Genomic DNA, 18,241 nt, shown 5'->3' with positions numbered 1-18,241 from the left:
ATTCTTGTTAAGTTGTTCAGGCGAACAGGCTGTCAACGTCCAGCTCGGAGAAGTCGTTGACGATGGCCACGATATTGTCGAATTCTTCGAAGCTTGCTGCGGGCAGGGTGGTCGTCAGGACCACCGCGCGCATGCCGGCGCGGCGCGCGGCTTCCACGCCCAGCGGCGCGTCCTCGAACACGATGCAGTGCTCGGGCGCCACGCCGCAGCGCCGGGCCGCTTCCAGGAACACGTCCGGATGCGGCTTGCCGCGCGCGACATCGGCGGCGCCGACGATCGCGTCGAAATGGCGGCGCAGGTCCAGGCCGTCGAGGGTGAACTCGATATTGGCCGGCGGCGCGGCGGTGGCCACCGCCAGCCGGGTGCCGCCGGCCTTGGCGCCGGCGACCAGCTCTTCGAAGCCGCGCACTGCGCGCAGGTGCGGCGCGTACAGTTCGCGGTAGACGCCTTCCTTCTCGTGGATCAGGGTGGCCACTTCGTCGTCGGCCAGTTCCGCCTCGAGGTGCGAGCGGATGATCTCCTGGCCCTGGCGGCCGGCCGTGGTGCGGAAGAACTCGTCCGCGTCGACGGCCTTGCCGCGGCGCTCGAAGAAGGTGATCCACGAGCGCGTGTGGAAGGCCATGTTGTCGACGATGGTGCCGTCCATGTCGAACACGAAGGCGCGTGCTGCGGGCCTCATCTCAGATGCCTTGCTTGAGCGAGGCCGAGATGAAGTCGTCCAGGTCGCCATCCAGCACGTTCTTGGTGTTGCCGGTCTCGAAGCCCGTGCGCAAGTCCTTGATGCGCGACTGGTCGAGCACGTAGGAACGGATCTGGTGGCCCCAGCCGACGTCGGTCTTGGAGTCTTCCAGTTTCTGCTGCTCGCTCATGCGCTTGCGCAGTTCCAGTTCGTACAGCTTGGCGCGCAGCATGTCCCAGGCTTCGGCCTTGTTGCGGTGCTGCGAGCGGTCGTTCTGGCACTGGACCACGATGCCCGAGGGGCCGTGGGTCAGGCGCACCGCGGAGTCGGTCTTGTTGATGTGCTGGCCGCCCGCGCCGGATGCGCGGTAGGTGTCGATGCGCACATCGGCCGGGTTGATCTCGATCTCGATCGACTCGTCGACTTCCGGATACACGAACAGCGAGGTGAACGAAGTGTGGCGTCCGTTGGCCGAGTCGAACGGCGACTTGCGCACCAGGCGGTGCACGCCGGTCTCGGTGCGCAGGTGGCCGTAGGCGTACTCGCCGTCGACCTTGATGGTGGCGGTCTTGATGCCCGCGACCTCGCCCTCGGATTGTTCGAGGATCTCGGCCTTGAAGCCCTTGCGTTCGGCATAGCGCAGGTATTGGCGCAGCAGCATCGAGGCCCAGTCCTGGGCTTCGGTGCCGCCGGCGCCGGCCTGGATGTCGATGAAGCAGTTGGCGTGGTCCATCGGGTTGCTGAACATCCGGCGGAATTCCATGCCTTCGATGATCTTCTGGATGGCTTCGACGTCGCCGGCGACCGCTTCCAGCGTGTCCTCGTCGCCTTCCTCGCGCGCCATCTCGAACAGGTCGGATGCGTCGGCCAGGTCGGCCTTGGCTTTTTCGAGCGTCAGGACGACGCCTTCGAGCGCCTTCTTTTCCTTGCCCATCTCCTGGGCGCGTTTCTGGTCGTTCCAGATGGCCGGGTCTTCCAGCTCCTGGTTGACCTGTTCTAGTTTCTCCGACTTCTTATCGAAGTCAAAGATACCTCCGAAGTTCGGCCTCGCGACCCGTCAGGTCGTTCAGCAGGGCGGAAATGGCGTTGATGCGTTCAGCTTCCATGATCTCGGCAGTCTCGTTAGTTGGGTTAAATCGAACCCTAGATTATACCCCATCGCCGGGGGGCGCCATGCACGGGGCGCTTGCCGGGGCATATGCGCTGCCGTATGATCGTTCGGTTCATTTTGGTGGAATGCCCATGGCCCTCTCTTTGCGTTATCAGATTTGCATCGCGCTCGCTCCGGCGCTCCTCAGTTTTCAAGCTTCGGCAGCCAAGCCGCCCGCCGGCGCCACCGCCATGCTCGCGGTGCTGGAAACCACCGACCTGCATTCCAATGTGGTGGGCTACGACTACTACAAGCTGATGGCCGAGCCCTCGTTCGGCCTGGACCGGACCGCTGCCCTGATCGCGCAGGCGCGCAAGGAGTTCCCGAACACGCTCCTGCTCGACAACGGCGACACGATCCAGGGCAATGCGCTGGCCGACTACCAGGCCCAGGTCAAGCCGCTGCGCTGCGACCAGACCCTCGGCATCTACAAGGTGATGAACAAGCTTGGCTTCGAGGGCGCGGGCATCGGCAACCACGAATTCAACTACGGCCTGGCCTACCTGGGGCAGGTGACCGGCAGCCGCTTCGACGTGAAGGGCGTCAAGCCGGCCAAGAAGTGCGCCGGCCCGGGCTTCCCGATGGTGCTGGCCAACGTCTACAGCGGCAGGACGAAGAAGCCGCTGTTCGCGCCATATCACATCATCGACAAGAAGATCAGCGGTGTCGACGCGGATGGCAAGCCGGTGAGCGCGAGCGTCAAGGTCGGCATCATCGGCTTCGCGCCGCCGACCATCATGTCCTGGGACAAGCGCTGGCTCGAAGGCCGGGTCTACACCGAGGGCGTGCGCGAGGCCGCGGAGAAGTACATCCCCGAGATGCAGGCCAAAGGTGCGGAGCTGATCGTGGCGATCTCGCACGGCGGCCTGGATGCCGGCCGCTATTCGCCAAGCATGGAGAACGCCAACTACTACCTGGCCCAGGTGCCGGGCGTGGACGCCATGCTGCTGGGGCATTCGCACCAGCTGTTCCCGAACGCCGACAGCACGGTGGCCCAGTTCAACCTGCCGGGCGTGGACAAGGCGCGCGGCTTCGTGCACGGCGTGCCGACCGTGATGGCCAACCTGTGGGGCAAGCACCTGGGCGTGATCGGCCTGCACCTGAAGCACGACGGCAAGCGCTGGATGGTCGAAAAGGACAAGACCTTCGTCCAGGCGCGCGCCGCGCAGACCGGGGCCAAGTCCTTCGTCGAGGCCGATCCGGAGGTGATGGCGCTGGTGAAGGAAGAGCACGAGGCGACCATCGGGTATGTCAAGACTCCGGTTGGCAGCACGGGTTTCCGCATGTCGACCTATTTCGCCGACGTCGGCGACAGTTCGGCGATTCAGGTCGTGAACCAGGCGCAGAGCGCCTACGTGGCGAAGTACGTGGCGGCCAACCTGCCGCACTACGCCAGGCTCCCGGTGCTGTCGGTATCGGCACCCTTCAAGAGCGGTGTGGCCGGGCCGTCCGACTACACGGACGTGAAGGCCGGCGCCCTGGCCCTGAACAACGCGGCCGATCTCTACCTGTACCCGAACGCGCTGTATGCCGTGAAGGTGAACGGCGCCCAGCTCATGGCCTGGCTGGAAAAGGCCGCGCAGCGCTTCAACACCATCGATCCCGGCAAGAGCGAAGCGCAGGAGCTGGTGAACCTGGCGGTGCCGAGCTATAACTTCGACACCATGACCCACCCGGACGTCGCCTACGAGATCGACGTGACGCGCGCGCCGGGCGAGCGGATCCGCAACCTGCGCTGGCGCGGCAAGCCGGTCGAGGCCGGGCAGGAATTCCTGGTGGCGACCAACAACTACCGCGCCAGCGGCGGCGGCAATTTCCCGGGCCTGGACGGCAGCAAGACCGTGATCGCCTCGCCGGACAACAACCGCGACGTCCTGATCGCCTACGTCAAGGAGACGAAGCAGCTGACCCGCGCGGCCCATGGCGCCGCGCGCAGCTGGCGTTTCGCGCCGGTGAAGACGGCCGGGCCGGTGGTCTTCCATTCGGCGCCCGGCATGATCGAACTGGCGCACGAGGCCGGGCTGCATAATGTCAGCCAGGTGCTGCCTGACGATGGGCGCGGCAAGGGCACGGCGCTGTACGTGATCGATTTGTCGAAATGAGGGCTGTGTTCGTGACGATGCTGGCGGCGCTGCTGCTGGCGCTGCCGGCTGCGGCCCAGCATGGCGACGAGGGCGACGCCGCGCTGAGGCGCGGGCTGGCCTATCGCGGCAATGGCGATGCGGCGCTGGCGGCGCACTGGCTCGGCGTGGCGGCCACGCGCGGGGTGCCGGAGGCGATGTTCATCCTGGCGAACATGCTGCTCGAGGGCGAGGGCGTGGCGCGCGACGAGCCCGAGGCGCGGCGTCTGCTGGAGGAGGCGGCGCAGATGGATTATGCGGAGGCGTGGCAGCAGCTGGCGCTGATGGAAAAGGATCCGGTGAAGGCGGCGCAGTTGATGCGGCGGGCGGCGCATGCGCTCACGCATCGGGGGGAGGGGAAGCACTAGGGGGTGGCGATGAACTTGGGTCCCGGCCTTCGCCGGGACGACGGTTTCAGAGTTAATGGCAAGTTCAAGCACGTCATCCCGGCGAAGGCCGGGATCCAAGTTCCCTACCGCAGTCGGACACTCAGTGCAGCTGCCTCTTCTCCAGCTGCACCAGCACAAACGGACTCACCACCGACGCCCACAAGGTCGCATCCGCCGCCAGCCAGCTCGCCGCCTGCTGGTCGTTCACCTTGGCGATCTGTCCCGATTGCATCCAGCGCGCGATGCTTTCCCTGTCGTCGTGCGCGATGCGCAGCGCGACCTCGATCAGGTCCAGCTCCTGGCTCACGTACACCACCGAGCCGCTGGCGAAGTGCCGTTCCAGTTCGCTCCACTTGACGCGGCCGGTCTCGCGGTTGATCTTGTCGTGCAGTTCGGTGTCTTTGTCGGGATTGGTCTTCATCATGCTCAGCTCAAAATCTCCACCGCGGGCTGCGGCGTACCCCGCCATGTTAACCGATAGGTCTGGGCCTTGCGCACATTCCCCACCAGCGCGGGGCGGAAGCAGGCCAGGCAGGTGCCGCCTTCGTGCCGTACGCTGGGGTAGAGCACGCCCATCGAACCGGCGTCCAGCAGCTCGGCCGCCAGGGCCTGCGAGGCCACGTAGCTTTGCGGATCGAGGCAGTCGCGGTAGGCGTCGATGCCGCGCAGGTCGTGGAAGGGCGCGCTGAAGTCGGCCAGCAGGCATTGGTAGCTGACGCTGTCGTCGAAGCGGTTGATCTCGTGGTACTCGACCGTCTTGTGGAAGATGACTTCGGCCAGCGAGGTTTCGAGCGCGAAGCCGCAGTACCAGGCGCCGCGCTCGCCGTCGTTGAAGCGGCTGCCTTCCGGACGGGCGTAGGTATAGGCCGCGTTGATGATGCGGAAGTTCGGCACGCCGAACACCAGCTCGTCCATGCCGATGCCCGGCAGCAGCCCGGATTCGCCGCGCAGGCGCTCGTTGGTGGCGTTGTCGAGGTCGAACAGGTCGCGCAGCACGTCGTCGTCCTCGGCCAGCGGGGCCAGTACGGAATCTTCCAGGTCGGCGAAGCGGGAGGGAATCAGGCGGCAGGTATCGAACTGGCGCAGCGGGGTGAGTTTGGGAATCAGCCTCAAATCACAGGCCTCCACGGCGCGCGTCCAGCAGCCTGCGTACCGTTTGCATCGCGATCAGCCCGCCGCCGAGCATGTAGGCGAGCGGGGTGCGTCCGGCAAAGACCGGATTGGTGTTGGGGAGGTGGATCCATTCGTCGGCCAGCTTGTCGCCGTAGAGGATGTGCAGGGCCTTGTAGATCCCCAGCAGGTAGGAAATGCGGGTGATGCGGTCGACTTCGAGCACCCGGTCCGGGTTCTTCTTCCAGTCGTAGTACGAGGAAGAGGACAGTCCGCCGAGCAGCTCGCGGGCATCGTCCTCGCGCAGCTGCCAGGCCCCGGCCAGTTTGAAGAAGCCTTTCAGCGCCGAGCACGACAAGCGTTCGCGCTCGGCCTTCGAATTCAGGTCGACCAGCACGGCCGGCTCGAATCGGCTCTTGGGGTAAGAATAGGCTAGGCTCATGGTTCCTCCGGTTATGGAGTCGTTATACTCCGTTTTTGGAGTATTTGCAACCCACGGTTGTCAAGTGCGAGCGACCGTGACAGAATCCTAAACTTGCCAAATCGAAAAGGATTTGTCCATGCGTCTACGTACGATTTCCCTGCTGGCCGCCTGCCTCATGCTGGCGGCCACGGCCAGCAGCGCAAGGGTGTCCCAGGAGGACCTCAAGAAACAGGTGGCGGACAGCGAACGCGCTTTCGCCGCGACCATGAAGGCACGCGACTTCGACGGTTTCACCCGCTTCGTGGCGGACGAGGCCATTTTCATGTCCGGCGAGGGCGCGCTGCGCGGCAAGCAGGCGGTGGCCCAGGGCTGGCGCAAGTACTACGACAAGCCGGAGGCGCCGTTCTCCTGGGAGCCGGACGAGGTCGAGGTGGTGGCGTCGGGGACGCTGGCGTACAGCGGCGGGCCGATCTACGACAGCAGCGGCAAGAAGATCGGGCGCTTCAATTCGATCTGGCGGCTGGAAGCGCCGGGGAAGTGGAAGGTCGTGTTCGACCGGGGGTCGGATTTTTGCGAGTGCAAGAAGTAGGCGCCTGATTTAGCCCGCTCCTTCGAACGTCGTCCCCGCGAAGGCGGGGACCCAAGTTTCACGCACACCGTTAAGGTCTAACGTAGTTGGTTTGCAAGCAAACCTGGGTCCCCGCCTGCGCGGGGATGACGGGATAGCGCCAACTATTTTTCGAGGCGATACCGCTGCTCCCGATACAACAGCGACGGCAGCATCACGTGCGCCATCGCCTGTTCCACCTGCGCCGGCGTCGGCGTCCCCGCATTGAAATCCACCTTCCCGCTGGCCGCATCGTACCTGGCCAGCAGCGGCGCCTGGCCCGGCCGCAGGATGGTCGCCGACGCATCGTCCAGCCACGCAAAATAATCGTTGAACTGGATCAGCGCCCGCCCCGGCGTCGTGTCGTCGCGCGCGAAGTCGCGGCCGATCATCGGGTGCTCGCTCGATACCCCCAGCAAGGACAGCAGGGTCGGCCCCAGGTCCACCTGGCTGGCGATGGTCGCGATGCGCCTGGGCTGGATGTCCGCTCCCAGGATCAGTCCCGGAATGTGGAATTTCTTGATCGGCACCAGGCTGTCGCCATAGACCCGGTTGTCGTGGTCGGCCACGATCAGGAATACCGTTTCCTTCCAGTAGTCCTGCCGCTTGGCCTCGCGGATGAATTTGCCGAGCGCGAAATCGGCATACTTGACCGCGTTGTTGACGGTCTGCTTGGGCGCCTCATGCAGGGCGATCTTCCCGTCCGGGAATTCAAAGGGTTCGTGATTCGACGAACTGAAAATCAGGCTGAAGAAAGGCTTGCCCTGGTCGTGCAGGTGCTTCAGCCTCTCGAGCGACTTGTCGAACAAGTCCTCGTCCGAGGCGCCCCAGCTGCCCACGAAGCGCGCTTGCATGTCGGCCTGGTCGACCACGTTCTGGAAGCCGTTGCCGGTGAAGAAGCTGCGCATGTTGTCGAAGTGCGCTTCGCCGCCGTAGACGAATTCGGTGTGGTAGCCCTGCTTGCCCAGGCCTGCCGCCAGGGTGTAGAAATTCTGCTGGGCCAGCGACAGCTTGACCACGCTGCGCGCCGGGGTCGGGGCGAAGCCGGCCACCACGGCCTCGATGCCGCGCACCGAGCGGGTGCCGGTGGCGTACAGCTGTTCGAACCACCAGCCTTCGCCCTTGAGCCGTTCCAGCTCCGGCGTGACGGGCAGGCCGCCCAGCGACTGCACGAAGGTCGCGCCCAGGCTTTCTTCCAGCACGATCACCAGGTTCAGGGGTTTGGCGCGCGGGACGGCGGCAACCTGGCGGTGCAGGGTCGGCAGCCCGGCGTTCGGGAAGCGGTAGTCCTTCAGCCAGGGAGCCGCCTTGACCTGGGCCAGGATGCGCTCGGGCGGCAGCTTGCCGTAGATCTCGGACGACCTGGCTTCCTTGCCCATCGAATTGATCGCGTCCAGCACCGACCACGGCGAATTGACGATCAGCGAATTGAGCATCGCATCCTTGGTCAGGGCAAACATCGCCGGATTGGCCGGGCGGTGCGCGGTGGTCGAGCGGATCTGGAAGAACACCAGCAGCACGATCAGCGGCCAGGTCAGGAGCAGCTTCCTCGCCGGCCACGGGCTGGCCGTGCGCGACGCCGCCTTGAGCAGTCGGTAGAAGCTCACGCCCAGCACGACGGTGGCGCCCACGCCCAGCAGCAGGGCGATGCGAAAGCCCTCCCACAGGGTCGCGAAGACTTCGCGCGGCTGCGCCAGGTATTCGATGAACAGGCGGTTCGGGCGCACGTCGTACTGCATGATGAACTGCGGCGTCGACACTTCCATGAACGCCACGAACGCCAGCGCGAGGGTCGCCCAGGAGACGGTGAGGATGCGCCAGCTGCGCGTGCCCGCGCGGTGGGCCAGCAGGGGCGCCAGCAGGAGCGGCGGGACGAGCAGGTAGCCGAGCAGGATCAGGTCGGCGCGCACGCCCTGGAGCAGCATCTGCCCGGCGATGCCGCCGGCCGCCACGCGCTCCCACTGCCAGGCCATCAGGCCGATGCGCGACAGCGAGAACAGGGCCAGCCCGAGCACGAGCATCTGGACCAGGCTGGCGTAGGGCCCGGCCCAGCGCGTGAGCCGGGCCAGCCATGCGGCGCTGGTGTTCAGGGGTTGCCGGGCGAAGGTCGGCCGGTTGAAGATGGCTTCAGGATCGATGCGCATCGGCGCCCCCGAACGGTCAAGGTGTTGGTTATGCGCCGGTTGCGCCGACGCCGGCGCTCAGGACCCAGGACACGAGCAGCAGGAACAGCAGCAGCATCGCGAACAGCGTGCTCACGCGGCGGCCTTCGACGGCGCCCGCGAACAGCGGCGTGCGCTGGTAGGCCACGCCGACGAAGTAGGCCCCGAACACGGTCGCCAGGTAGTGCACGGCGCCGAACATCTCGCCCAGTTCGCCCTTGCGCGGGTGGTCGATCAGCAGGTGCGACAGGATCACTAGCACCAGGTAGGGAATCGAGGCGGACAGCGGCGGCAGATACAGGCCGAAGCGCTCGACCAAGGTCTTGACGCCGGGGCGCGAACGCGCCAGCAGCGGCAGGACCAGGTTGTGGATCAAGCCGGTGATGACGATCAGCTTGAGGATCACGTTCTTGTGCAGGCTGCCGCTGCCGACCGCGAGGTTGTGCAGGTTGGTCTCGGCCTGGCGGTTATTCTGCAGGAAGAAGTCGGGCGACTGCACCTGCAGCACGCGCTGGAACCAGCTGATCTCCTCGACGGCGGCCAGGGCCACCAGCAGGCTCAGGCCGGCAAGGGCCAGGATCTCGAGGCGGCCGCGGTTTGGCTCCCCCTTAGGTTGACGCGCGCGTTCGATCGTCACGAAGGCCAGCAGGCCGGCGATGACGGTGAAGCACAGGAACTGCATCCATTCGACGATGCCGTCCTCGCCCAGCAGGCGCCAGAGTTGCTTGGGGTCCGGGCCGGACCAGGCCACTGCCAGGCCCAGTACGAACACGTTGACGGCGATCCCCGTCGCGATGGCCGGATGCGCGAGCCAATTCCTCGCGCTGTTATTTGCTGCTGAGGTTACCACTGACTTTACCACTGACTTGCTCCTTGATGGTTGAATACGGGTCGACGCCGGCCACGCTCAGGACCGGCGCGGGTTCCGGCTGGGTGTCATGGACGGCCGGCAGGCGGCGCATGCGGCGCAACGCGGCGGTGGCGAGGGCGACGAGCGCCCAGCCCCACAGGATCGGGTCGAGCACCGCGTCCCATACATTGCCGGTGGGTAGGCGCAGCAGCGAAAACAGCAGCAAGGCGCCCAGCAGCGGCAGCGCCTGGCGCCGGCTGCGGCCGCGGATGATGGCGGCGGCGCAGGCGGCGCTGGCCAGCACGGCCAGGATCGGCACCGCGGTGGCCGAGAAGCCCGCGTAATAATACCCCTGCGAGATCACACCGAAGGCATCCAGGTAGAGCGCGGCGCCGGCGATCGCCAGCGGGGCCGCCAGGCCGGGGGGCAGGGCGCAGATGCCGCGCAGGCCGCGCCGGCGATCCAGCAGCTTGAGCAGGCAGCAGCTTGTGAGCAGGGCGCTCGGGTACTGGAAGGCCAGGCCCAGGGTCCACGCCGGCGAAGACTGGCCCGGCAGCAGGCAGGCGAGCGCCATCAGGCCCAGCGCGGCAAGCGGCAGCCGGCGGCTGTGACGCCATGCGCCAGGGACGAGGGCAGTCAGGAGAGTGGCCAGGACGATGGCCCAGGCCAGCCGTCCGTACACCATCTGCCAGGTCAGGTCGGGCAAACTCATCAGATAGGTTCTCCAAGCGCGATGCGGTAGCGATGGTGGGCGATGGATTGGCGCTGGTGGGTATAGGTGACGTGCAGCTCGTCGCCGACCTGCTGCATGGTCGGGTAGGAGAACTCGTCGCCGGCCGGGCCGCGCGCGATGTCGGCGACGGTGCGCCAGGCGTGGCTGTCGTGCGAGATCGACAGGCGCAAGGTACTGCGCGAGGAACCGCCGGCCTCGACGTGGTTGTGCAACATCAGGTACTGGCCGCTGGTAAGGCGGATCACCGCCAGCGAGGTGCCGTGATTCGGCAAGTCCAGCGCAGGCTGGTCTTCCCAGCTGCTGCCGCCGTCGCGGCTGGTGGCCTGCTGGACGCGCTGCTCGTCGCTGGCGTCGCGCATCCAGGCGCGCACTTCGGTGGCCGAGACCGGCACGATGGCCGGCTGAAGGGTCGTGGTGCGCTCGCCGATGCGGCCCAGCCAGGTGGGTTGGCCGGCGGCGTCGAAGGCCATCAGCATCGGGTACTTGATGCCGATTTCGAAATACAGGGGCAGCCACCAGCCGCCGTCGGCCATGCCGACCGGATTGGTGCGTACCAGGACACTGGTGTTGAACAAGGGCGACATCGGCAGCATGCGCCGCACCTGGAAGCTGGCGCCGTGGTCGGTCGAGACCATGTGGGCCACGCGCGAGGCGGCCCAGCCGCCCAGGCCGGTTGCCACGACATACAAATGGATGCGGCTGTCACGGTCGGTCCAGGCCACCGGGTTGCCGATGCGGCGCACCCCGAAGCCGAGGGCCTTGCCGAGCGAGGCGCGGCTGGCGACCTCCCAGGGGGCGCTCCAGCCGCCGTTGTGCCAGCGCGAAGCGTAGACCTTCACGTCAGGCCCGCTTTCGCGGCTGCCGGCCCACCAGAAGGCCAGCATGCGGTCGCCCGGCAGGGTGGCCAGGGCGCTGGCGTGGGCGGAAGGGACGCCGTTCGGCATCGGAATATGGGAGCGCGAGAGTTCGGTCAGCGCGATCCGGCTGGACGACACGGCCTGGGGGATGCTGGGAGTACTGTCGGAGCGGGTCCGCGACGCCCAGCGCAGGCTTTCCGCGCCGGCGATGAGCAGGACGATCAGGACGCAGGCGAGCACGGTCCAGTTGATGCGGCGCGACTGCGGGTTCTGGTGACGCTCCATACTCTTCCAGTAGCGGAAACCTTCCCAGGTAAGGCAAGGTGTCCGGACGTTCACGTTACCGGCGCCGCAAGACGGCAGCCTCGGCTGAGCTATTTTCGGAGGGCTTCGGACGGGATTGCCGCCAGCTGAGTTACCCGCGAAAAAAGCGATATCCTACAGGAAACTGAGAGCGCTGAACAACGCGGAGTTTGTAACAGGAACGGGGAAAATGACAGGCTGGCAAGGATGGGTGGCGCGGCGGCGTATACTCGTGCGAATTTCCCAACTTCCGGAAGGCTTTTGTCGTCCATGCGCTACATGATTTCCTTGGCAAGCCTCGCGGCCGGCCTGCTGCTTGCCGGGTGCGCCGGCATCAATCCGTACTACGACGACGCCAAGCCGCATCACCGGCCCGAGGGCTTCGTCAACAACTATCCCGCGAACCCGGCCTACCGGCGCCCGCAAACGGGCTTCGTCGAGGGATGGGTCGCGCGGGTGAAGAACTGGACCTCGGACGGTTCCGCACGCCTGCCGCTGGCGCCGATCCCGGTGCGCAAGCCGGACCTGGCCTTCATCCACGCGAACAAGGCGCAGCCGGCCCTGACCTGGATCGGCCACGCCAGCTTCCTGTTCCAGTCCGGCGGCGGGCTGAACATCCTGACCGACCCGGTGTTCGAGGAGCGCGCCTCCCCCCTGTCGTTCGCCGGTCCCAAGCGCCACCAGCCGCCCGGCCTGGCCCTGGCCGAGCTGCCGCATGTCGATGCGATCCTGATCAGCCATTCGCACTACGACCACCTGTCGCAGGATTCGCTGCGCGCCCTGTACCGGCAAGCGGGCGGGCCGCCGCTGCTGGTGGCGCCCCTGGGCGTGGATGTCTGGCTCGAAGAGAACGTGACCGGAGGCGACCGCTCGCGCATCGTGCGCCTCGACTGGTGGGACAAGCTCGAGCTGCGGGGGCACGAGATCCGCCTGCTGCCGGTGATGCACTGGTCGGCACGCACGCCCTGGGACCGCAACGCAAGCCTTTGGGGCGCCTATGCGGTGACGCGGCCGGGCTTTTCCTTCTTCTTCTCGGGAGACCTGGGCTACTCGCGCGACATCGCGGACATCGCGGCGCGGTATCCGGGCTTCGACCTGGCGGCGATCGGCATCGGCGCCTACCAGCCGGTGTGGTACCGCAATTCCCACGTCAGCCCGGACGAAGCGGTGCGCATCCACCGCGAGCTGAAGGTGAAGCGCAGCGTCGGCATGCACTGGGGGACGTTCCCGATGGGCCAGGAGCGGCTGGACCAGGCGCCGCGCGACCTGGCCGTGGCGCGCAGGGAGCAGGGCGTGGCGGACGATGCGTTCTTCGTGATGGCGGTCGGGGAGACCTACAGGGCGCAGCCTTAGGATCCCGGCAACTTCGGCGTTGTCATTGGATGCTCCACGCCTCGTTCGCACGAAGCATTCTGGGTTCGGCCATGCTTGTATCACCCGCATGGAGGCGTGATCCTACCGTGGGGCGCGCAAAGTCAGCTTGAGCATCTCGCCCGGCTTCCACAAGCGCATGCGCGGTCCCCAGCCGCCAGCCCCTCGGGTCACGATGATCTGCATGTCCCCGACATGGTGCGCGCCGTCCACGTAGGGAAAGCGCTGGGCCACCAGGTAGTTGAAGGGCCAGATCTGGCCGCCGTGGGTGTGCCCGGACAACATCAGGCCAACGCCGCGCGCGGCCGCCCGGTCGATCACCGGAGCTGCCGGGATGTGGGCCATGAGGATGGTCGCGCCTTGCGCGGCGCCGGGGTAGAGCTGGTCCAGCCCGGAGAGGATATTCCCGCCATTGCGCATGCGGCTGCCGATGTCGTCGATGCCCGCCAGGTGCAGGCCCGGCAGCAGCTCGATCCGTTCGTCGCGCAGCCAGCGCACGCCGCCGGCCTCGAACTCGGCGATGGTGCCGGCGGCGTTGCCGTAGTATTCGTGGTTGCCGGTCACGGCCCAGACGCCGCGCGGGGCGCGGATGGCGCGCAGCACGCCGGCAAGGCGCGGATCGTTCGCCGGCTCGTCCTCGACCTGGTCGCCCAGCAGCAGCACCGCAGCCGGATTGACCGCGTTGATCCGTTCGACCACCCTTTCCATCCACGCCGCGCGGCGCTGCGCACCGAGGTGGATGTCGCTCAGCGCCACCAGCACAGTGCCGTCGAGATGCGCCGGCAAATCCTTCAGCACGAGCTCATGCTCGACCACCACGGGCGTGCGTACCGCCTGGTAGATGGCGAAGGCGCTCACCAGCGCGCCGGCCAGCGCGGCGCCGGCAGTAAGCTTGCGGTTGTGAGGACGCCACCAGTAGCCGAAGCAGGTAGCCAGGTCCGAGACCAGCAGGCACACCGACGTGATGAAGAGGATGCCGAGCCAGGTCATGGCGAACTGCCCCGGCCACCAGCGCCAGTCGAGCGCCTCGTCGCCCAGGTGGACGCCGCCGAGATAGACCAGCCACAGGAGCAGCGCGCCCAGCGCCCAGGCGCCCGGCCGGATGCGCGAGCGGATCGCGTCGATGCGGTACAGGCGCGCGGCCACATACAGGTGCATCAGCGATCCTGCGACGTTAAGGACGATGTTGAACATCCGCTAGGCCGGCTCCGCGTGCTCGACCAGCAACTGGACCTTGGTCACGCCGTTGTATTCGTTGGCGTCCAGGCGGAAGGCCACGCGCGCCCGCTCCGGCAGGCCTTCGTTGTGGCCGAACCAGATGGCGTCGTAGCGGCGCCCGTTCTTTTCCAGCAGCAGCTTGAGGTGGCGCTCCTTCAGCACACGCTGGCTGACGACGCGGAATTCGTCGCAGAAGACCGGCGGCGCGAAGCCCTGGCCCCAGACCTGGCCATCGCACAATTCGATGAACTGGGTCGAGTAGTATTCGTCTTCCAGCGGCCCGTCCGTCTCGATGATGCGCTCCAGCTGGGCCTCGGTCAGCCAGGCGCGCCCCACGGCCTCGAAGGCCTCCGAGAAGCGGCTGAAGGCGTCGGCCCGGATCGACAGGCCGGCCGCCATCGCGTGGCCGCCGAACTTGTCGATCAGGCCGGGCACGCGCTTGGACACCAGGTCGAGGGCGTCGCGCAGGTGAAAACCCGGAATCGAGCGGCCCGAACCCTTGATCCAGCCCTCGCCGGCTGGGGCGAAGGTGATGGTCGGGCGATAGAACTTCTCCTTCAGGCGCGAGGCGACGATGCCGATCACACCCTGGTGCCAGCCTTCGTCGAACACCGCGATGGTGCTGGCGCCCGAGGGCTCGAAGCTGTCGAGGTGGAGCAGGGCGGTGTCCTGCATCTCGGCCTCGATCTCGCGCCGCTTCAGGTTGATCTCGTTGAGCTGCTGGGCGATGGCCCAGGCGCGGCCCTCGTCGTCGGTGACCAGGCATTCGATCCCGAGCGACATGTCTTCCAGCCGGCCGGCGGCGTTCAGGCGCGGGCCGAGCGCGAAGCCCAGGTCGAAAGGCGAGGCGCAGCGCGCTTCGCGTCCCGCCACGCGGAACAGGGCGGCCACGCCGGCATGCATGCGGCCCGCGCGCATGCGGCGGATCCCCTGGGCCACCAGGATGCGGTTGTTGGCGTCGAGGCGCACCACGTCGGCCACCGTGCCCAGCGCCACGAGGTCGAGCAGGCTGTCGAGCTTGGGCTGGGTCTGGGCGTCGAACACCCCGCGCCGGCGCAGCTCCGCGCGCAGGGCCAGCAGCACGTAGAAGACCACGCCCACCCCGGCCAGGTGCTTGCTGGGGAAGCCGCACTCCGGCTGGTTCGGGTTGACGATCACACGGGCCGGCGGCAGGGCGTCGCCGGGCAGGTGGTGGTCGGTGACGACCACGTCGATGCCGCGCCGGTTCGCTTCCAGCACGCCGTCCACGCTGGCGATGCCGTTGTCGACCGTGACGATGATGTCGGGCGCTTTTTCGCGCGCGGTGAGCGCGACGATCTCGGGCGTCAGGCCGTAGCCGTACTCGAAGCGGTTCGGCACGATGTAGTCGACCTGCGCGCCCATCGCGCGCAGGCCGCGCAGGGCGGTCGCGCAGGCGGTGGCGCCGTCGCAGTCGTAGTCGGCGACGATGGTCATCTTCTTGCCGCCTTGAATAGCGTCGGCCAGGAACACGGCGGCGGCGTCGATGTGTTTCAGACCGCCTGGGGGCGACAGCGCCGCCAGCTCGCTCGACAGCTCGCGCGGGTCTTCGAGGCCGCGCGCCGCGTAGAGCCGCGCCAGCACGGGATGAACGCCGCCCTGGCGCAGCAGTTCCGAGGTGCGGAAAGGGCAGGGACGGGTGGCGATGCGGGTCTTGATGCTCAAGTCAGTCGTTCCAAAGTCGGGCGGCGCCAGAACTTGCGCTGGGCCATGCCGGTAGTCGTCGATTCAAGGAGGCCTTCGCGGCTGCTCAGGACCAGGCGCAGTTCGCGGACCCGGCCCTGGCGCAGCGCGCCGAGCAGGGGCGCGAACAGCTGCTCTTCCAGCTGCTGCATGCCCATGATCCAGCTGCCCCAGTCGGCGGCGATGGCCGATTCGGCCAGGCTGCCGGCCACCAGCAGACTGTCGCCGTCCAGCGCCCCATCCAGCTCGCCGAGCGACGCCAGCTTGTGCGCGCCGAGTGCGGCCAGCCAGCCAGGCGCGGCGTAGGTCGCGAGCTTGCGCGCCGCAGCGGCGGGAGGGCGGCCGGCGGCGCCCCACAGCCAGAAGGCGTTCACCGCGGGCAGGCGGCGCGCTTCGCGGGCGGCGTTGGCCGGATGGCTGTGCCACTGCATCTGCACCTCGTTCTGCAGGCGGCGGTAGGCCCGGGCCTGCTCGCCCTTGGGCATGAAGTCGATCAGGTCCATGCCGACCGCCGTGTCCGGCGTGGCCGTGTCGAGCCCCGCCCAGTCATCGGCCCGCAGGAACCAGGTCTGGGCGTCGCCGTAGACCAGCGGATGGCCGGCTTCCTCGCACAGGGCGCGCGCGGCCTCGAACAGCGCGCGGCTGTCGTCCTCGCCGAGCGCCAGGTGGCGCAGGTCGGCCATCATCAGGTGGCTGCGCGCGATCTGGATGTGGGCTGGGTTGACGATGAACCAGATGCCGTCGCCGGGCGCGAGGCCGAAGCCGCGCATGGCCGCGCCGGCAAAGGCGGGCCGGCCGTCGGGGCCGGCGCCGAGGGCGCGCGCCAGCCACTGCTCGTGCGGCAGGGCGCGCACCTCCTCGCTCACAGGAACCCGCCGCTGGCCGGCGCTGCGCGTGAGCAAGGCGGCCAGCGCCGGGGTATCCAGGTTGCGCACCAGGTCGGGGGCGAATTCGGGAAGCGGGAGTGCGTAAGGCAGGACAAGCGTGATGGAAGACATCCCGCTATTTTAGGCCAAACCGGCCCGGGACGAACACTGCGGCGTCCTTTTTCGGCTGGCTTTGTCACCTCGGCAATCTGGATTTTTTAACAATTCATGCAAGGGAATGGGTTTGTCTGGCAAACTGCGGGGTTGACGACCCTGAACCGGATTTCATGAGCACCACCCACAAGCTTCCCTACGAATGGCAGATCGGCCTGCGCTACACCCGTGCCGGCAAGCGCAGCGGGCGCAACCGCTTCATTTCGTTCATCTCGATGGCCTCGGTCGCCGGCATCGCGCTGGGCGTCGCGGCGCTGATCGTGGTGCTGTCGGTGATGAACGGGTTCACCAAGGAAGTCACCAACCGGATGCTGTCGGTGCTGTCCCATGTCGAGGTCTACGACGCCCATGGCGCCATGACGGACTGGCGCAGGGCCAGCCAGGAAGCGCTGAGGAACCCCGAAGTGCGCGCCGCCGCGCCCTTCCTGGACGCCCAGGCCATGCTGCTGAGCGGCGACGTGATGAAACCGGTGCTGCTGCGCGGCGTGCTGCCGGAGCAGGAAGCCAGGGTGTCGGACGTGACGCGCCACCTGAAGCAGGGCAGTTTCGATGCGCTGCAACCCGGAACCTACAACATCGTGCTGGGCAGCGCGCTGGCGCGCGCGCTCGACGTGAAGGTGGGCGACCGCGTCACCCTGCTGCTGGGGTCAGGGGTGCCGGGCGCCTCGCAGGACGCATCGTCCAATCCCTTGCCGCAGACCCGCGCCCTGGTGGTGGGCGGGATCTTCGAGGCCGGCCATTTCGAGTTCGACTCGGCGCTCGGCTTCATGCGCCTGGAGGACGCGGCCGGCGCCCTGAACGCCCCAGCGCCGAGCGGCATCCGCCTGCGCCTGGCCGACCTGCACCAGGCCCCGCGCGTGGCCGAGGATCTGCGCCAGTCGATGTCGGGCCAGCTGATCATGCGCGACTGGACCAAGGTCAATGCGATCTGGTTCGCCGCGGTCGAGTCGCAGAAGCGCATGATGTTCATCATCTTGACCATGATCGTCGCCGTGGCCGCCTTCAACCTGGTGTCGACCCTGGTGATGACGGTGCGCGACAAGCAGGCCGACATCGCCATCCTGCGCACCCTGGGCGCCTCGCCCGGCTCGGTCATGAAGATCTTCATGGTGCAGGGCACGCTCGTGGGCCTGCTTGGCGCCGCATTGGGCGTGGCCGCGGGCGTGCTGGTGGCCGCCAACGTGGACGTGATCGTGTCCGCCATCGAGCACCTGTTCAAGGTGCGCTTCCTGTCGCAGGAGGTCTACCTGATCGACGAGATCCCGTCCGACCTGCGTTGGGAGGACGTGAGCTGGATCGCGGGTGTGGCCGTGCTGCTGTCCTTCCTGGCGACACTTTACCCGAGCTGGTCGGCATCGCGGGTGAAGCCGGCCGAGGCGCTGCGCTATGAGTAAAACCTGCGCAGTGATCCGTAGGGTGGGCGGCGCCGCCGCCCACGCGGTGATCGTTGGCAGCGGCGCTGCCGCGGGTGTGCCGGCGCCTGTCGAACGCGTGGACGGGAAACCCGTCCACCCTATGGAGTCGCCC

The 18,241-nt window shown here is 67.3% G+C and carries 17 protein-coding genes; 5 read left to right on the top strand and 12 right to left on the bottom strand.

All coding sequences use genetic code 11. The features are described from left to right. Nucleotides 1-16: 16 nt before the first annotated feature. Together V7778_RS10635 and prfB are read right to left on the bottom strand one after the other, a co-directional pair. Nucleotides 17-679 (bottom strand): HAD family hydrolase, encoded by a 663-nt coding sequence (locus V7778_RS10635; RefSeq protein WP_335554971.1) that lies wholly within the window; start codon nt 677-679, stop codon nt 17-19. Nucleotide 680: 1 nt separating this feature from the next. Beyond that, nucleotides 681-1,785 (bottom strand): peptide chain release factor 2 gene (prfB, locus tag V7778_RS10630; protein WP_335554969.1). Its coding sequence is split into 2 segments (ribosomal slippage): nt 681-1,703 and nt 1,705-1,785, totalling 1,104 coding nucleotides; the frame shifts between segments, so codons are not numbered across the junction. Between the two features lie 130 nt (nt 1,786-1,915). Here prfB and V7778_RS10625 point away from each other — a divergent pair. After that, nucleotides 1,916-3,931 (top strand): bifunctional 2',3'-cyclic-nucleotide 2'-phosphodiesterase/3'-nucleotidase, encoded by a 2,016-nt coding sequence (locus V7778_RS10625; protein WP_442920714.1) that lies wholly within the window; start codon nt 1,916-1,918, stop codon nt 3,929-3,931. Nucleotides 3,932-3,936: 5 nt separating this feature from the next. Continuing rightward, a complete protein-coding gene (locus V7778_RS10620) occupies nt 3,937-4,317 on the top strand; it encodes a tetratricopeptide repeat protein (protein ID WP_335554965.1) in 381 nt (126 codons plus the stop codon). Between the two features lie 121 nt (nt 4,318-4,438). Here V7778_RS10620 and V7778_RS10615 read toward each other — a convergent pair whose 3' ends face one another. Genes V7778_RS10615 through V7778_RS10605 form a run of 3 tightly spaced genes read right to left on the bottom strand, consistent with a single transcriptional unit; the run spans nt 4,439 to nt 5,890 of the window. Beyond that, nucleotides 4,439-4,759 (bottom strand): DUF2288 domain-containing protein, encoded by a 321-nt coding sequence (locus V7778_RS10615; RefSeq protein ID WP_335555142.1) that lies wholly within the window; start codon nt 4,757-4,759, stop codon nt 4,439-4,441. A 5-nt stretch (nt 4,760-4,764) separates the two neighbouring features. After that, nucleotides 4,765-5,451 (bottom strand): RES family NAD+ phosphorylase, encoded by a 687-nt coding sequence (locus V7778_RS10610; RefSeq protein ID WP_335554963.1) that lies wholly within the window; start codon nt 5,449-5,451, stop codon nt 4,765-4,767. 1 nt (nt 5,452) lies between these two features. Further along, the gene (locus V7778_RS10605) at nt 5,453-5,890 is read right to left on the bottom strand and encodes an MbcA/ParS/Xre antitoxin family protein (protein ID WP_211519883.1); all 438 of its coding nucleotides are present in this window, start codon (nt 5,888-5,890) and stop codon (nt 5,453-5,455) included. 118 nt (nt 5,891-6,008) lie between these two features. Between V7778_RS10605 and V7778_RS10600 the strand changes: the two genes are divergently transcribed. After that, nucleotides 6,009-6,461: a YybH family protein gene (locus V7778_RS10600; RefSeq protein ID WP_335554961.1), complete on the top strand. Its 453-nt coding sequence runs from the start codon at nt 6,009-6,011 to the stop codon at nt 6,459-6,461. Nucleotides 6,462-6,604: 143 nt separating this feature from the next. On the opposite strand, the gene V7778_RS10595 is transcribed toward V7778_RS10600, so the two are convergent. Genes V7778_RS10595 through V7778_RS10580 form a run of 4 tightly spaced genes read right to left on the bottom strand, consistent with a single transcriptional unit; the run spans nt 6,605 to nt 11,366 of the window. Next, a complete protein-coding gene (locus V7778_RS10595) occupies nt 6,605-8,623 on the bottom strand; it encodes an LTA synthase family protein (protein ID WP_335554959.1) in 2,019 nt (672 codons plus the stop codon). Between the two features lie 28 nt (nt 8,624-8,651). Further along, entirely contained in the window at nt 8,652-9,413 is a 762-nt protein-coding gene (locus V7778_RS10590; RefSeq protein ID WP_335554957.1) for a hypothetical protein, read from the bottom strand. A gap of 55 nt (nt 9,414-9,468) precedes the next feature. Next, entirely contained in the window at nt 9,469-10,203 is a 735-nt protein-coding gene (locus V7778_RS10585; RefSeq protein ID WP_335554956.1) for a hypothetical protein, read from the bottom strand. After that, nucleotides 10,203-11,366 carry a sialidase family protein gene (locus V7778_RS10580; RefSeq protein ID WP_335554954.1) on the bottom strand — a complete coding sequence of 388 codons (1,164 nt, stop codon included), beginning with the start codon at nt 11,364-11,366 and terminating at the stop codon, nt 10,203-10,205. The genes V7778_RS10585 and V7778_RS10580 overlap by 1 nt, the downstream gene beginning before the upstream one ends. A 288-nt stretch (nt 11,367-11,654) precedes the next feature. On the opposite strand from V7778_RS10580, the gene V7778_RS10575 reads away from it, so the two are divergent. Beyond that, nucleotides 11,655-12,737, top strand: a complete 1,083-nt coding sequence (locus tag V7778_RS10575) for an MBL fold metallo-hydrolase (protein ID WP_335554952.1) — start codon at nt 11,655-11,657, stop codon at nt 12,735-12,737. 102 nt (nt 12,738-12,839) lie between these two features. Here V7778_RS10575 and V7778_RS10570 read toward each other — a convergent pair whose 3' ends face one another. Genes V7778_RS10570 through V7778_RS10560 form a run of 3 tightly spaced genes read right to left on the bottom strand, consistent with a single transcriptional unit; the run spans nt 12,840 to nt 16,672 of the window. Continuing rightward, nucleotides 12,840-13,913 (bottom strand): metallophosphoesterase, encoded by a 1,074-nt coding sequence (locus tag V7778_RS10570; RefSeq protein WP_335554950.1) that lies wholly within the window; start codon nt 13,911-13,913, stop codon nt 12,840-12,842. 39 nt (nt 13,914-13,952) lie between these two features. Beyond that, a complete protein-coding gene (gene recJ / locus V7778_RS10565; RefSeq protein WP_335554948.1) occupies nt 13,953-15,656 on the bottom strand; it encodes a single-stranded-DNA-specific exonuclease RecJ in 1,704 nt (567 codons plus the stop codon). Further along, entirely contained in the window at nt 15,653-16,672 is a 1,020-nt protein-coding gene (locus V7778_RS10560) for a hypothetical protein (protein ID WP_335554946.1), read from the bottom strand. Before V7778_RS10560 ends, recJ begins: the two co-directional genes overlap by 4 nt. 155 nt (nt 16,673-16,827) lie before the next feature. On the opposite strand from V7778_RS10560, the gene V7778_RS10555 reads away from it, so the two are divergent. Next, nucleotides 16,828-18,108: a lipoprotein-releasing ABC transporter permease subunit gene (locus V7778_RS10555; protein ID WP_335554944.1), complete on the top strand. Its 1,281-nt coding sequence runs from the start codon at nt 16,828-16,830 to the stop codon at nt 18,106-18,108. Nucleotides 18,109-18,241 lie beyond the last annotated feature (133 nt).

The organism is Massilia sp. DD77, from assembly GCF_036961685.1.
In the GTDB taxonomy this organism is placed as follows: domain Bacteria; phylum Pseudomonadota; class Gammaproteobacteria; order Burkholderiales; family Burkholderiaceae_D; genus Telluria.
This window is presented reverse-complemented; position numbering and strand designations above follow the sequence as displayed.

Bases quoted from the DNA above. Each gene is read 5' to 3' on its own strand.
- V7778_RS10635 (WP_335554971.1), bottom strand. From the start codon at position 679: ATGAGGCCCGCAGCACGCGCCTTCGTGTTCGACATGGACGGCACCATC.
- V7778_RS10625 (WP_442920714.1), top strand. From the start codon at position 1,916: ATGCCCATGGCCCTCTCTTTGCGTTATCAGATTTGCATCGCGCTCGCT.
- V7778_RS10615 (WP_335555142.1), bottom strand. From the start codon at position 4,759: ATGAAGACCAATCCCGACAAAGACACCGAACTGCACGACAAGATCAAC.
- V7778_RS10605 (WP_211519883.1), bottom strand. From the start codon at position 5,890: ATGAGCCTAGCCTATTCTTACCCCAAGAGCCGATTCGAGCCGGCCGTG.
- V7778_RS10600 (WP_335554961.1), top strand. From the start codon at position 6,009: ATGCGTCTACGTACGATTTCCCTGCTGGCCGCCTGCCTCATGCTGGCG.
- V7778_RS10595 (WP_335554959.1), bottom strand. From the start codon at position 8,623: ATGCGCATCGATCCTGAAGCCATCTTCAACCGGCCGACCTTCGCCCGG.
- V7778_RS10585 (WP_335554956.1), bottom strand. From the start codon at position 10,203: ATGAGTTTGCCCGACCTGACCTGGCAGATGGTGTACGGACGGCTGGCC.
- V7778_RS10580 (WP_335554954.1), bottom strand. From the start codon at position 11,366: ATGGAGCGTCACCAGAACCCGCAGTCGCGCCGCATCAACTGGACCGTG.
- V7778_RS10575 (WP_335554952.1), top strand. From the start codon at position 11,655: ATGCGCTACATGATTTCCTTGGCAAGCCTCGCGGCCGGCCTGCTGCTT.
- V7778_RS10570 (WP_335554950.1), bottom strand. From the start codon at position 13,913: ATGCACCTGTATGTGGCCGCGCGCCTGTACCGCATCGACGCGATCCGC.
- V7778_RS10560 (WP_335554946.1), bottom strand. From the start codon at position 16,672: ATGTCTTCCATCACGCTTGTCCTGCCTTACGCACTCCCGCTTCCCGAA.
- V7778_RS10555 (WP_335554944.1), top strand. From the start codon at position 16,828: ATGAGCACCACCCACAAGCTTCCCTACGAATGGCAGATCGGCCTGCGC.